We start from the raw sequence: 14,242 nt of genomic DNA, 5'->3' as shown, positions 1-14,242 counted from the left end.
ATTAACTATTTTAAGGAGTAAGGCTATTTCTGGAACAAAAGATAATAATTTCCCTAAAGCTAACAGAGATATTAGAGCTAAATTAGTTAGATTAGTAGATGAAAATGGTGAAATGTGTGGTGTAGTTACTATACATGAGGCTTTGGAGCGTGCTGAGAAAGCTGCGTTAGACTTAGTTGAGGTGTCGCCTACTGCTGAACCGCCAGTATGTAAGATATTGGATTTTGGTAAATTTAAATATGAATCTAAGAAAAAAGTTCACGATAGCAAGAAAAAGCAGAAAATTACAGTCATTAAAGAAATGAAATTTAAGCTTAATATAGGTCAAGGTGATTTTGATACTAAGTTACGTAAAATTAAAGAGTTTCTTAGTGAAGGGGATAAAGTAAAGATTTCTTTATGGTTTAAAGGTAGGGAAATTATGCACCAAAATATAGGGATGCAGCTGTTTAATCGGATCATTGCAAGTCTTGAAGGAGTAGCCAAAATTGAATCGGAGCCCAGGATGGAAGGTAAACAAATTATGATGATGGTGTGTCCTATCTCCTCCGGTAGTAAGTAGGTTATGCAAGAGATCTAATATTTTCGAGTTATAGCGTCGCTTAGTTGAATTATGATATGTTAATGGAACAGCGAGGTAGATTGCTTTGTTGCGCGTAAGCTTGAGGCGCAGCATATTTGACATACATAATTCAACTGAGGAAGCCATATATTAGCGCCCTTAGCTCAGCAGGATAGAGCAACAGATTTCTAATCTGTAGGTCGGAGGTTCGAATCCTCCAGGGCGCGCCAAAATTATTACCTAATTTTACTTTAGACAATTGATTGATGAGTGTCAGCATGCTAAATATAAAATTTTCAAAACATACTTTATCTGATAATCAAGTTGAAGTTATCTTTATTGACGAACGGTTAAAACTTGATAATGCAACTATGATATTCGATCAGCAGCATCATGGCTTGATCTCAAAGACCATCCAGGATGCACGTGGTTTTTCCGGTAAATCTGGTCAAAGTAAGATATTAACTACTACCAATAAAGCCGGTGCAGTTAAGCATTTAATTATTATTGGTATCGGTGATGAATCAAAGCTGAAAGCTTCTTGTCTTGAAGAATTAGGGGGAAAGGTTTTGTCTCTAGCTAATTCAACTAAGGCAGTAAGTATTGGTATAATGTTAACCGGTAAAATTGGTGATTTCCAGTGTGAAGTTGCTGCAGCTTTATTAAGCAGTGGGATATTATTAGGGTCTTATCAATTTGATTCATACTTCACCAAGAAAAAAGATGAAGATAAGAATTCTGTAAATGCAGTAGAAATTTTGGTTGATGATATTGCGGTTGCAGAAAAATTATTTATTGAAAAAAAAGCTATAGTAACTGGGGTATTTAGTGCCAGAAATTATATTAGTGAACCTCCTAACATTCTATATCCAGCATCTTATGCAGAGATGATACAGCATGATCTTGAGCCTCTGGGCATTAAGGTGGAGATTTATGGCGAACGAGAAATGCGCAATTTCGGTATGGGAGCTTTGCTTGGTGTGGGGCAAGGATCACAAAATGAATCTAAATTAGTAGTGATGCACTATTTTGGTGAGAGTGATCACAGCATAGCGCCAGTGGCTTTCGTAGGTAAGGGCGTGACTTTTGATTCAGGCGGTATTTCGATCAAACCAGCAGCTGGTATGGGAGATATGAAGTATGACATGGCTGGTTCTGCTGCTTGCGTTGGAGCGATAAAAGCGCTGGTTTTACGTAAGGCAAAAGTCAATGTTGTCGGTGTAATTGGTTTAGTCGAGAATATGCCATCTGGTAATGCTCAAAGACCAGGTGATATAGTTAAGACCATGTCTGGTCAAACTGCAGAAGTACTTAATACTGATGCTGAAGGAAGATTAGTGCTTGCTGATGCTATTTGGTATACGCAAGATAGATTCAAACCAAAATGCATCATCGACCTTGCAACATTGACTGGAGCAATTGTCGTAGCTTTGGGCAATGTTTACGCTGGTTGTTTTTCTAATAACGAAGAACTAGCTTCACAGTTGATTAAAGCTGGAGATCAGGTCAATGAGAAATTATGGCGCATGCCGTTGCATAAAGATTACGACAAGATGTTGAAATCTGATATAGCTGATATGGCTAATATAAGTAGCGGTAATGGTGCTGGTAGTTCTACCGCAGCACATTTTATTGCTCGTTTTGTTAATGAAGGTACTGCTTGGGCTCATCTTGATATTGCAGGTATGGCTTGGGAAAAAAATGGTAAGGCTATTTGTCCAAAAGGTGCCGTTGGTTATGGGGTACGGTTGTTAAATCAATTTATCCAAGATAATTATGAAGTATAGCAAAGCGCAGCCAGCTATTAACACACAAATTAGCAGGATTATGCTGTACTCATCTATTAATACAGCTGTCTTACTTTTTTATATGTTACTATCTATCTGTGCTTTGTTAGCCTATCCAAGATAGAAATATGTCTCGCATATTTGTAATTGGCAATGAAAAAGGGGGTGCAGGTAAAACTACCTGTGCGATGCATTTAATTAGTGCTCTCCTTGATCAAGGGTATAAAGTTGCCAGCATAGATACAGATTTACGTCAGCTCTCACTTACTAATTATATAAAAAATCGAGAATTATATAATCAGAAAAATCCCGATAAATCAGTACCACAATCTTGTCATTTTTATTTAACGACTAACGACGAAAAAGATGAAGATGCAAACCAGTTGTTGTTTGAACAAAAATTAAATGATGCGCGCAATTTAGCGAAATATATAGTAATTGATACTCCTGGTTATCATTCATCATTATCAAAATTAGCTCATTCTTATGCTGATACCATCATTACACCTATTAATGATAGTTTTATGGATCTGGACGTCATGGCTAAAATAAATCCTGATGATCTTAGTATTATTAGTCCATCTATTTATAGCCAGATGGTTTGGGAACAAAAAATGCAGCGGGCAGCGCGAGATCAGAGCTCAATAGAGTGGATAGTAATGCGTAACCGATTAAGCCAGATTGATGCAGTAAATAAACGTAATGTAGGGTATGTACTCGAAAAATTAGCAAAACGAATTAGTTTTAAGATTGCTCCTGGCTTTAGTGAACGTGTAGTATTTCGAGAATTATTTTTATATGGCTTAACATTACTCGACTTAACCACTGCAAATCTCGGAAAGCCACTAGCTTTATCGCATGTGGCAGCTAGGCAAGAATTACGGGATTTTCTAAATTGTTTAGGTATATAGTTTCAGGACGACTGTCTTTGTTCGGGATGATTTTGATAATTGCATAAGATGTTAAAATGAATTCAGCATGGCTTCTATAAAAATTATGCTAATTCAACTTAGTTTACTATAGCGAGAACCTAGTGTGTTGAGTCATGTTAAACTTATACTTCGAGAAGCGTCGAGTAAATATGCGAGAAATTTATTCCATAAACAAAAATTATAACATTCGCTTATTAAAAACTATATTTTCTATTATCCTAATTAGTATGAGTAGTTATTTTATTTATAATAACTATTTTGCGTCTTCTATCAATGAAATTATTACTATTTATCCTGATAATACAGAAACTAAAATCAAACCTTTGCGTACCAGTGAGGACTCTCTACATTCTCCAAATAATTTAACCGACCTTATAACACCAACACAACATAATTATAATAAGAAAATTGATTTGCTCCCTGAGCCAGAGCAACCGTTGAATATTGAATCATTACTTTCTCATAAACAGGAATATATAGATCCAATAGATATTATAATTACTGATATTGTGACTGGTAATAAGGAGCAATCTTCTACTATGACAAAATCGTCAACTATTACTAGCTCTTTGAATATTATTAAAGTTACCGAAAAAACAAAAAAACTAGATCAAACATTAATCCAGAACAAAGTACAACATAAATACAAAATACAATTAGCTTCAGTTAAATCTGAAGTAGAGGGTATAGCTTTATGGGAAAAACTGAAAAAACGACATCCTAAATTACTCATGACGGACAGGATGAGTATGCAAAAAATTAAGGATAATCAGGGTAAATTTTACTATATATTGTTGGTGAATGGATATAATAACTTAAATCAGGCAAAAAATATCTGTAAACAGCTTGCTAAATCACAGCAGCGCTGTACAGTATTAACTAATTAATATATACCTTCGACACTTCAAGATTTGGTGTGTCAAATTTCGGGATTCGCATGCTGTACCTTGAGTCAAATTTGACAACAAAATTATAAACCAGATATATTTATGCAAGAGGTCTAATGATTGCAATAGGTATCACCGGTAGTTTCGCTTCTGGTAAAAGTTTTGTTTTAAACTATCTATCTTCTATGAAGTTTCACATCTTTTCTGCTGATGAATTCGTTAAGAATTTGTATAAAGATCAGTTTATTCAACAGCAAATTTTAAACTTAATACCAGAATTGAAGGTTTTTGATAAAGTCGAAATAGCTAAATTAATTTATCACAATGATAAAATTAGAGAGAGATTACAGAATTTTATTCACCCTTTGGTGATAGAGGCATTATTGGCATTTAAACAAAAAAATAAAGATGATTTATTGCTTTTTGCTGAGATTCCATTATTATTTGAATCTCACTTTGAGTGCTATTTTGATTTAATAGTTACAACTTTTTGCTCTGAACAATCACGGTTAGAACGTGCAAAAATGCGAGTTAATTTTGATCAGCAAATTTATGATCATATTGAAACCATTCAATTACCACAAGATTACAAGATTAAAAAAGCAAATTTTATTATCAATACTGATACCAATCTTATAGAATTAGAATCACAAATTCATAAATTAATACAAAAATGTCATGAATATGCGCGAAATAATAATTGATACTGAAACCACTGGTCTTGACCCAAGGAGTGGGCATCGTATCGTAGAAATTGGGGCTCTGGAAATGATTGATAGAGTGTTAACCGGCGCTCAATTTCATTTTTATCTTAATCCTGAACGTGATATGCCTACTGAAGCATACAGGATTCATGGTATCTCAGGTGAATTTCTTAAGAATAAACCATTGTTTAAAGATGTGGCCATTGAATTTTTACAATTTATTTCGGATAGTAAGTTAGTTATTCATAATGCGCAATTTGATGTCAAGTTTCTTAATCATGAACTGTCATTAATCAATCAACCATCAATTGAGCTTAATAATACCATTGATACTCTTGCAATCTCCAGGAAAATGTTTCCCGGAATGAAGGTCAGCTTAGATGCGCTATGTAAAAGATTTAATGTTGATAATTCTGCACGTCAGTTCCATGGAGCATTAAAGGATGCAGTATTGCTTGCTGAGGTCTATGTAGAATTATTGGGAGGAAAGCAAGGATTTTTTGAAATCACTAACACCAATCAACAGCAAAAATCTGCTATGGCCATTATTACTTCTTATAATGTTGACTCAGCGAAGCTTAAAGTAATATCACCTACTAGAACAGAGCTAGAAAATCATAATAATTTTTTAACAAAACTCGTTGTACCATCAAGTTGGTTATAATTAGTTTTGAAAATATATGTATACCTTCGATACTTCAAAAGTTGGTAAGAAAATAAGCGATGAACACTCGCAACGTATTCTTATACGTGAGAGCATACGAATCTCGAAGTTTGACGTAGCAAATTTTGAAGTATCGCAGGTATATACACAATTAGTAAGTAAAAATAATAGCAAGCTGCATAAACAACTTATCAGAGAACAAATAATTAGAGAACGTAAGACATTCGATGAATATCAATATCAACAAGCTAATAATAAAATTTACAAAAATACATTAGCGGTAATTAGTAATAGATGTCCAAAATTTTTTGATGATACCAAAGCTTCAGAATTTAATAGACATTATATAGGCCTATACTGGCCACTTAAAGGAGAACCAGACTTATTAAGGATTGCTATTATTGCTAATGGTTATATGGGGCTGCCTAAAATATTAGAAACTCAACAGATGATATTTGCCAAATATCATCTGGGTGATCCAGTTTCTCAAAGTTTAATACCTAATTTATATCAACCAACAGCAACCTTTGAAGTATTTCCAGATATTATTATTATCCCTAGTCTTGCGCTTAGCATTAGTGGATATCGTTTAGGGTTTGGGCAAGGATATTATGATCGTTACTTAAGTAGAATTAAAGCATCTAATGCTGTAATCACAGTTGGAATATGTTTTCATCAATGGTTGATGGAATATGTGCCTTATGAAACATTTGATCATAAGCTAGATTATGTCATTACTGATCAATATGTAATAAAAACATGAATCTTAGTATATTTGATATAATAGTTCTAACAATTATCACTACATCATCGATGCTAGGAATGTATCGGGGCTTGATAAAGCTCAGTATTAGTTTTATAGCATTTATGCTATCATTTCTGGCAGCGTATTTTTTATATCCTTTTGTAGAATTAATATTAGTCAGATATCTTGATAGTACTATAGTGATCATGATTCTTAGTAGTATCAGCTCATACCTTATATCGTTACTTATATTAGGTATTGTTACATCAAAACTTTATATAATGGTAGAAAATATTAGCGGAGGAATCGTTGATCGATTTCTTGGATTAGTAGCGGGGTTTATTAGAGGTGGCATCATTGTTGTAATAATATTTATAATTATCACAATATTCGCTTCAACTAGTTATCTAAAAGCAGAGACAATGGCAGATATTATCCAACATTGTGATAGTAAAAAATATCCAAAATGGTTAACTCAGTCTCTGACTTCGCCTTATCTTGAACAAACAAGCGGTGGCTTAATATCTTTTATACCGATTAATTTCTTAGAATCGATTGCGCTACCAAAGTCTAATAAAGCTATTAATAATGGCCTGAAATTAGATAATACAAGAAAGTACAACGATATAGCCCCTAAACGCCAAATTAATCCGGAGTTACAAGATGCTTTAGAGCGTGAGTTGGATGATTTACTGCTAATACAGTAGCATTGATTTGGTAAGAGTTCAGTTTTATAGTGGTACCCGCGGCCGGACTTGAACCGGCAAGGGCTTACGCCCCACGGATTTTAAGTCCGTTATGTCTACCATTCCATCACGCGGGCACATTATAAATATGCTTTAAATCTACAAAAGCTTAAATTTAAATACAGCGATACACTAACTAAAAAAAAATAAAAGAGCAAGTATTTTATCGATGATTTAAGCTTTATGGACAAATTTTTATAACATATGAGTGAGTGTTGTAAGTTTAAAATAAGGTATAATAAATCTTGAAGTCAATATGAACGAATGGCGTTGTTGCTTGAATAGGATTTAAGATTATAGTAAATTAACTTGAACTAGAGATATAATATATCAAGATCAAGAAAAAATGTCAACAAAGCCATACAGCAGTGAACCTAAGATCAAGAGTAAATGAAATCGTTTGTATCACCCCTGAACTTGCGCATCAGCTCATAGCTGAACAATTTCCAGAATATGCTCATTTGCCAATTACATCAGTTGAAAAACAAGGTCATGACAACCGCACTTACCGATTAGGGTCGGACATGTTAATTCGTATGCCAACTGCGAAATCTTATGCTTTGAAAGTACCTAAAGAACAAGCCTTATTACCGAAGCTAGCGCCTCACTTAACTGTCAGTATTCCTGTTCCAATCAAAATGGGTGCTGCGTCTGGAGATTATCCATACCCATTCTCCATTTATAAATGGCTCCCAGGAGCGAGTATTAACCTTCTAGTTTTGGATAATTATGCCGTCGAAAAGCTTGCGTTTGATTTAGTAAAGTTTTTAAAGGAATTACAAAGCATTGATGATGTTGATGGGTCAGTTCCAGGCCAGCATAATTGGTGGCGCGGGTGTAATGTCAGTGTTTACGATAAGGTGCCAGAGAACAAATTTTAGAACTATCAACTGTTATCAATGGGGCATGCGCGATAGATCTGTGGGAGCGTGCCTGCAAGACAAAATGGGATAAACCTCAAATCATGATTCACGGTGATTTTGCGATCGGTAATATGTTGCTTTTGGATGGTAAACTCTCGGCCATTATCGATTTTGGCGGTATGGCTTTAGGTGATCCTGCTTGCGATTTGGTTATTGCCTGGACTTTTCTTAAAGACAATGCGCGAGATATATTCATTCGAGAAATGGCATTAGATGAAGGTACTTGGCTTCGCGCAAAAGCCTGGGTCTTATGGAAGGCAACTTTTGAATTGTGCCAGATAGCAGATAAAAATAGCCTTGAAGCACTCATACAAAAAAGAATTATTGAGGATGTAATTTATGGATAAAGATTCGTCTTATCACGGATGAATATGAAGTTAAGCTTGTGCTGGATGTATTCTATATTTTATAAATAATGTTTCAAATATTGCCCGGTAATGCTCTCAGCACAAGCGGCAATTTCAGCTGGAGTACCAGTAGCCACAATCTTACCACCCTTGTCTCCTCCCTCTGGACCAATGTCAATAATATGATCAGCAGTTTTGATTACATCCATATTGTGTTCTATCACTAGCACAGTATTACCCATATCAACCAATTTATACAAAATTTTAAGTAATCTGCTGATATCGTCAATATGTAAACCTGTAGTTGGTTCATCTAATATGTATAAGGTCTTACCAGTAGAGCGTTTTGATAATTCTTTTGCCAGTTTTATGCGCTGAGCTTCTCCACCTGATAATGTGGTAGCTGATTGACCAATTTTAACATAGCCTAGTCCCACTTCGTTTAAAGTGGATAGTTTTTCATATATCGCTGGTACTTTTTCAAAAAAATTCATTGCATCTTCAACGGTCATTTCTAAAACATCAGAGATCGATTTATCTTTATATTTGACTTCCAGTGTTTCTCGATTGTAGCGATGACCATTACATCCGTCGCATTTAACATACACGTCTGGCAAAAAATGCATTTCTATTTTAATTACTCCGTCTCCTTGACATACCTCACATCGTCCACCTTTGACGTTAAACGAGAATCGACCGACCTTATAACCCCTCGCTTTCGACTCTGGCAGATCAGTAAACCAATCTCGAATAAAGGTAAAGGCACCAGTGTAAGTAGCTGGGTTAGACCTTGGTGTACGGCCTATAGGAGATTGGTTAATATCAATAACTTTATCTACATGTTCCAGCCCTTTAATCACTTCATAATGTCCTGGGTGGATTTTGGCAGTGGGTTCCAAATATTTTAATGCTGCTTTATAAAGTGTATGGATAATCAAGCTTGATTTACCACTACCTGAAACCCCAGTAATTACCGTAAAAGTACCCAGTTTAATGGTAAGATTAACATTTTGTAAATTATTGGAGGTGGCACCTAGTAATTCTATAGTTTTATCGTGACGATTAATATTGTTGCTAATTCTTGTAGCTATGTATTTTTGTCGGCTTAAATATTGTCCAGTAATGCTAGCAGTGCAAGCCTTGATTGTTTCAATAGTACCTTGGGTAATTATATGCCCACCATGAATACCAGCTCCAGGACCGACATCAATAATATAATCAGATTCAATCATGGTTTCTTCATCATGTTCTACCACCAGTACCGTATTACCAAGATCACGAAGATTTTTAAGAGTAGCAATCAATCTGGCATTGTCACGCTGATGCAGGCCGATTGATGGTTCATCAAGTACATATAGCACACCACTTAAACCTGAACCTATTTGCGATGCTAGACGTATACGCTGACTCTCACCACCTGATAAAGTCCCGGATTCTCGTGATAGATTCAGATAGTCAAGTCCAACATTTAACAAAAATGTTAATCGCTCAGAGATTTCCTTTAAAATTTGCTCTGCAATAAATAATTGTTTGCTACTTAATTTGAATTCCAGCTGCCCAAACCAGTGTTTAGCTTCAACTATAGTCATCTTGGTAACTTGGCCAATATTTAGATCAGCTATTTTTATGCATAAAGATTCTGCTTTTAATCGGTAGCCATTGCAAATGCTGCAATTATATTCAGTTTTAAACTTTATCAGATCTTCTTTTAGCCAAGCGGAATCAGCTTTACGATATTTTTCCTCTAGGCTAGGGATAATGCCAGCAAAAGGTTGAGCTACTAGTTGTGACTTGACACCATCATAATATTTAAAATTAATTATTTCGCCATCAGAACCATAAAATAGCATTTTTTTGATATTTTCAGGTAAATTGGCAAAAGGTGTATCTACTGAAAATTGATAATGATTGGCTAAGCCGGTAATAGTATCCAAGAAAATTTTGGATAGTTCTTTCCCCCACGGAGCAATAGCACCACTCTTAATGCTTAAGGCTGGATTTGGCACTATCAATTCTTGATCAAAGAACATTTCCTTACCCAAACCTTCGCAGTGGGTACAAGCACCAAATGGACTATTGAATGAAAAAATACGTGGTTCAATTTCAGCAATTTGGAATCCAGAAATAGGACAAGCATATTTTTCAGAAAAAATTATCCTATCGCCTTGAGTATACTCAGCTAAATTTTGTGATCCATCCATACGTTCTGGCGCTTCAACAATCTCAATACAAATTATCCCATCTGCAAGTTTCAGCGCTAATTCAATACTATCAGCTGTTCTGTTACCAAGATCATCTGCTACCATAATTCTATCAATAATTACCTCAATATTATGTTTTTTGTTTTTATCAAGTTTGGGTAATTCATCAATATTGTATACTATGCCATCAATGATTAATCGCTGAAACCCTTGCTTCTTCAGAGTTAACATTTCATGACGAAATTCGCCTTTTTGTGATCTAACAATTGGTGCCAAAATATAAAGCTTGATTCCTGGTGGCAAGTTATGCACTATATCCACCATTTCGGAGATAGTTTGACTTTTTATGGGCAATCCTGTTGCCGGAGAATAAGGTATACCGATTCTGGCATATAATAACCGCAGATAATCATAAATTTCAGTGATAGTTCCTACTGTGGAACGAGGATTCCTAGAAGTGGTTTTTTGATCAATGGCAATGGCTGGGGATAAGCCGGTGATTGATTCAACATCTGGTTTATTTTGCAGGTGGAGAAATTGTCTGGCATATGAAGATAAGCTTTCAACATATCGCCTTTGTCCTTCTGCATAAATAGTGTCAAATGCAAGTGAAGATTTCCCAGATCCACTAAGTCCGGTAATTACAACTAGTTGGTTACGTGGAATATCAACATTAACATCTTTAAGGTTATGTTGCTTTGCTCCACGTACTTTGATATATTCTTGCATAACTTGAATTGGTAGTTAAAAAACCTATGGCATTATAGGAGAATTTCTTTTACTATTGCAATAGCTATTAAAAATAATATAGTTGTTTGCTAATAGTTTAGATAGCTAATTTTTTATTGGGTCGATATAAATTTATGGTTAATAGTTTAAATAAGGTTATATTAATTGGTAATGTAGGGCGTGATCCAGAGGTAAGGTCTACTAGTGAAGGCAAGGAAATAATAACTTTAAGCCTTGCAACTAGTGAATCCTGGAAAGATCGTGCTACTGGTGAACGCAAAGAAAAAACGGAATGGCACCGTATTGTAGTATTTAATGAGGGGTTAGTTGGTATTATCAAGAATTATGTAAAAAAAGGCAGTAAAATATATATAGAAGGTAGTTTACAAACGCGTAAGTGGGTTGATCAAGCTGGCCAGGAAAAATATACTACTGAGATTGTTTTACAAAATTTTAATGCTAATCTGATTTTGCTTGATGCTAAGAATCCTGGTAATAGCCCGGAGTCAGTATCAGTAAAGAATAATAATAGCAATTTTGATCATAGTGAGCTTGATGATGAAATACCTTTTTAATATATACTCGTTATTTCACGCGAGCGCCTCTAGCTTTCTTAATAAATCATTAAGGATATTTATCACCTTAATGATTGGCAGCATGCTGTTGTCTGCTTGCCATACTACTAATGTTATAACCAGAAATATTGATTCGGATTTTGTTGGTAATTCAAATGGCTTTACCAAAAAATTAGTCAAGGGTGGTAATTTCTGGATTACTACTTATCAAAGAATCAGTAATAAACACTTACCATACGTATTTTATATTGAAGGCGATGGTTTAGCTTTTATGGGACGCTATAGTATTTCTGATAATCCAACTCCTGTACGTCCAATGTTATTAAAGCTGGCTGCTTTAGATAATAGACCTAATGTTGTGTATATAGCACGTCCATGCCAATTTACCCCTATGAATTTGAATCCAAACTGTAATCAGTCTTATTGGACTAATTTAAGAATGTCTGATGAAGTGGTGACTTCCTTGGATAAAGTCATCAATGTTACTAATAATGAGTTGCCATTTAGTTTAGTTGGTTACTCAGGTGGTGGTGGCATCGCAGTATTAATTGCTGCTAGAAATAAGTTGGTCAAGGACATTATTACTATTTCAGGAAATCTCGATCATATTGGCTTTAACAAATATCATAATACTACTCCAATGCTAGGTTCACTCAATCCTATTGATTATGCAACAAAAATACGTAATATACCGCAGTTACATATATCCGGAGGAAAAGATACTACAGTGCCTCCTTTTATAGCTGATAAATTTGTTCAGGCTAGTGGTTCCACTTGTGTGCATCAGCATATTTTTGATGTGGCACAGCATACTAAGGGATGGGAAGCTACTTGGGATTATATCTTGAACATGCCATTAACATGTTATAAAAATTAGGTGAGTGGTTTTTAAATGTACTCGATGTCATTCTAAGTTTAAGGCAAGAATGACACCGGTGTATATAAAATCAGACAACCGAAAGATCGTGAATCGACACTCACAAAATTGTTCTAGTAGTATAGGAATTTCAAAAATTTTACCAAAAATATTTTTTTGAAAATTTTAAAATTTTCTTTAAAAATTTGGTTGTTAAATTGTGATATTAGAAATTATTGACACTTGTATAAAAATCTTCTCTTAAAATCTATCTCAAAATAGGCCAATTTTTTAAAATTATATTAACGTGGCGTGAAGCAACGGTTCACCATATGAATATCACCGAGGCGTTCACAATAATTCATTGATCTTCACTAATAACAAGGGTGGAGATAAACCGTAATAAACCTGTCTCAGGCTCATAAATTGATTACAGTTTGGACAAGATAACGGATCTTTTTTAAAGTTTAACCAAATCATTAATCTCCAGTTCAATGACTTGATTTTCTTAGGTATAATTTGGTTTATCGCCTTATATACAATAGGTAGTTGTATTCCTCTAGTTCTGTTAGATAAAAAGCCGTAGTACCTTATTATTCGAAAATAACGATCGGGTATGTGCATAATCAGGCTAGATATAAACTGCAGTACAGGCATTGTGACGTGATCAATCGTGTTATTGTAGTGGTCAAGAAATCTAAACGTTACTTGCAGTCCATCATATTCCTCTATTCTTGCCTCAGAAATAGGAGGTCGTTTTATATATCGCCCTAAATAGTTTATGTTGCGTTTATGATCGTCTGATGGTTTTTGCAAATAAACATACCAACTGATTTCATATAGGCCGATCATCCAGTTGTTAAAATCGCCATCATTTTGATATTTCGACGGTAATTTCAAATTACTTGAGGCGTATTCTGAGCGAAATAACTCAAGAATTCTATGTCTCCACATTTTTTTAATAGGCTCGGCAGGGAAAAATAATTTACGCCAATTACCCTTGCTATCTATACCGCCGCAAGTAACCGATAAATGGATATGAACATTACGTTTTAAATCTCTACCGAAGGTGTGCAGGGCAGTAAATATAGCGACTACAATCTTTTTCTTTGTTGCTATTTCCTTAATAATTCCGGCGGCAACAGCAGAAATTAATCCAAACAGATTGCGATTAAGCCAAAATATTGGCCATAATGAGTCGGGCATTGTAAATGTAATGTGCTGCCAACGTGTCTTTGGTAGAACATTGGTAGCTTTACTTATCCATTGATCTGTTTGCTTCTTACCGCAACGAGAACAAAATCTACCTTTACAACTAAATACTACTGATTTACCGTGATCACATGTAGGGCAGCTATAACTCTTAAATCCTAAATATTTCGTTCCGCACAATATAACTTTAGTAACGTTAAAGATAATACCATACCTCAGCTCGCTATATTTTTCAGTGAAATCGACGCCAATTACCCCGATCAAGAAAAATATGTTTTATAGAGATTCCTTTACCGATTATTTCCATCTTTTACTCTGATTATTTGTAATGACTTGCATATTACCTTTGATAACAGAAGTTGGCAAGAGATG

The 14,242-nt window shown here is 34.8% G+C and carries 14 protein-coding genes and 2 tRNA genes; 13 read left to right on the top strand and 3 right to left on the bottom strand.

Annotation, left to right across the window (positions count from 1 at the left end; genetic code table 11):
* The first annotated feature begins 25 nt into the window (after positions 1–25).
* The 9 genes from infC (at position 26) to R2I74_RS04310 (ending at position 6,988) form a co-directional block, all read left to right on the top strand.
* On the top strand, positions 26–562 hold the full coding sequence (gene infC / locus R2I74_RS04355) for a translation initiation factor IF-3 (protein WP_316355294.1): 537 nt from the start codon (positions 26–28) through the stop codon (positions 560–562).
* A gap of 153 nt (positions 563–715) precedes the next feature.
* Positions 716–792 (top strand) — tRNA-Arg (locus tag R2I74_RS04350).
* A gap of 48 nt (positions 793–840) precedes the next feature.
* A complete protein-coding gene (locus R2I74_RS04345; protein WP_316354148.1) occupies positions 841–2,349 on the top strand; it encodes a leucyl aminopeptidase in 1,509 nt (502 codons plus the stop codon).
* Between the two features lie 113 nt (positions 2,350–2,462).
* Positions 2,463–3,260 carry a division plane positioning ATPase MipZ gene (locus R2I74_RS04340; protein ID WP_394355855.1) on the top strand — a complete coding sequence of 266 codons (798 nt, stop codon included), beginning with the start codon at positions 2,463–2,465 and terminating at the stop codon, positions 3,258–3,260.
* Between the two features lie 248 nt (positions 3,261–3,508).
* A complete protein-coding gene (locus R2I74_RS04335) occupies positions 3,509–4,168 on the top strand; it encodes an SPOR domain-containing protein (protein ID WP_316354146.1) in 660 nt (219 codons plus the stop codon).
* A 116-nt stretch (positions 4,169–4,284) separates the two neighbouring features.
* A complete protein-coding gene (coaE, locus tag R2I74_RS04330) occupies positions 4,285–4,872 on the top strand; it encodes a dephospho-CoA kinase (protein ID WP_316354145.1) in 588 nt (195 codons plus the stop codon).
* Positions 4,847–5,536, top strand: coding sequence for a DNA polymerase III subunit epsilon (gene dnaQ, locus R2I74_RS04325; RefSeq protein ID WP_316354144.1), 690 nt, complete (start codon positions 4,847–4,849; stop codon positions 5,534–5,536). Before coaE ends, dnaQ begins: the two co-directional genes overlap by 26 nt.
* A gap of 16 nt (positions 5,537–5,552) precedes the next feature.
* Positions 5,553–6,299 (top strand): 5-formyltetrahydrofolate cyclo-ligase, encoded by a 747-nt coding sequence (locus tag R2I74_RS04315; RefSeq protein ID WP_394355821.1) that lies wholly within the window; start codon positions 5,553–5,555, stop codon positions 6,297–6,299.
* Positions 6,296–6,988, top strand: a complete 693-nt coding sequence (locus R2I74_RS04310) for a CvpA family protein (RefSeq protein WP_316354143.1) — start codon at positions 6,296–6,298, stop codon at positions 6,986–6,988. Before R2I74_RS04315 ends, R2I74_RS04310 begins: the two co-directional genes overlap by 4 nt.
* 30 nt (positions 6,989–7,018) lie before the next feature.
* Here R2I74_RS04310 and R2I74_RS04305 read toward each other — a convergent pair.
* Positions 7,019–7,104, bottom strand: a tRNA-Leu gene (locus tag R2I74_RS04305).
* 291 nt (positions 7,105–7,395) lie between these two features.
* On the opposite strand from R2I74_RS04305, the gene R2I74_RS04300 reads away from it, so the two are divergent.
* Positions 7,396–7,908: a phosphotransferase gene (locus R2I74_RS04300; RefSeq protein WP_316354142.1), complete on the top strand. Its 513-nt coding sequence runs from the start codon at positions 7,396–7,398 to the stop codon at positions 7,906–7,908.
* A complete protein-coding gene (locus R2I74_RS04295; RefSeq protein WP_316355290.1) occupies positions 7,902–8,297 on the top strand; it encodes a phosphotransferase in 396 nt (131 codons plus the stop codon). The genes R2I74_RS04300 and R2I74_RS04295 overlap by 7 nt, the downstream gene beginning before the upstream one ends.
* Positions 8,298–8,356: 59 nt before the next feature.
* Here R2I74_RS04295 and uvrA read toward each other — a convergent pair whose 3' ends face one another.
* Positions 8,357–11,227 carry an excinuclease ABC subunit UvrA gene (uvrA, locus tag R2I74_RS04290; protein WP_316354141.1) on the bottom strand — a complete coding sequence of 957 codons (2,871 nt, stop codon included), beginning with the start codon at positions 11,225–11,227 and terminating at the stop codon, positions 8,357–8,359.
* Between the two features lie 134 nt (positions 11,228–11,361).
* On the opposite strand from uvrA, the gene ssb reads away from it, so the two are divergent.
* Together ssb and R2I74_RS04280 are read left to right on the top strand one after the other, a co-directional pair.
* Positions 11,362–11,802 carry a single-stranded DNA-binding protein gene (gene ssb, locus R2I74_RS04285; RefSeq protein WP_316354140.1) on the top strand — a complete coding sequence of 147 codons (441 nt, stop codon included), beginning with the start codon at positions 11,362–11,364 and terminating at the stop codon, positions 11,800–11,802.
* Positions 11,803–11,872: 70 nt separating this feature from the next.
* The gene (locus R2I74_RS04280) at positions 11,873–12,679 is read left to right on the top strand and encodes an alpha/beta hydrolase (RefSeq protein ID WP_316354139.1); all 807 of its coding nucleotides are present in this window, start codon (positions 11,873–11,875) and stop codon (positions 12,677–12,679) included.
* A gap of 330 nt (positions 12,680–13,009) precedes the next feature.
* On the opposite strand, the gene R2I74_RS04275 is transcribed toward R2I74_RS04280, so the two are convergent.
* Entirely contained in the window at positions 13,010–14,134 is a 1,125-nt protein-coding gene (locus R2I74_RS04275; RefSeq protein ID WP_316352999.1) for an IS91 family transposase, read from the bottom strand.
* Positions 14,135–14,242 lie beyond the last annotated feature (108 nt).

The organism is Candidatus Trichorickettsia mobilis (assembly GCF_963422225.1).
Lineage (GTDB): Bacteria > Pseudomonadota > Alphaproteobacteria > Rickettsiales > Rickettsiaceae > Trichorickettsia > Trichorickettsia mobilis_B.
This window is presented reverse-complemented; position numbering and strand designations above follow the sequence as displayed.

What these genes read in the sequence shown, in the direction of transcription:
- R2I74_RS04345 (WP_316354148.1), top strand. Translation starts at nt 841, where the DNA reads ATGCTAAATATAAAATTTTCAAAACATACTTTATCTGATAATCAAGTT.
- R2I74_RS04335 (WP_316354146.1), top strand. Translation starts at nt 3,509, where the DNA reads ATGAGTAGTTATTTTATTTATAATAACTATTTTGCGTCTTCTATCAAT.
- coaE (WP_316354145.1), top strand. Translation starts at nt 4,285, where the DNA reads ATGATTGCAATAGGTATCACCGGTAGTTTCGCTTCTGGTAAAAGTTTT.
- dnaQ (WP_316354144.1), top strand. Translation starts at nt 4,847, where the DNA reads ATGAATATGCGCGAAATAATAATTGATACTGAAACCACTGGTCTTGAC.
- R2I74_RS04315 (WP_394355821.1), top strand. Translation starts at nt 5,553, where the DNA reads ATGTATACCTTCGATACTTCAAAAGTTGGTAAGAAAATAAGCGATGAA.
- R2I74_RS04310 (WP_316354143.1), top strand. Translation starts at nt 6,296, where the DNA reads ATGAATCTTAGTATATTTGATATAATAGTTCTAACAATTATCACTACA.
- uvrA (WP_316354141.1), bottom strand. Translation starts at nt 11,227, where the DNA reads ATGCAAGAATATATCAAAGTACGTGGAGCAAAGCAACATAACCTTAAA.
- ssb (WP_316354140.1), top strand. Translation starts at nt 11,362, where the DNA reads ATGGTTAATAGTTTAAATAAGGTTATATTAATTGGTAATGTAGGGCGT.
- R2I74_RS04280 (WP_316354139.1), top strand. Translation starts at nt 11,873, where the DNA reads ATGATTGGCAGCATGCTGTTGTCTGCTTGCCATACTACTAATGTTATA.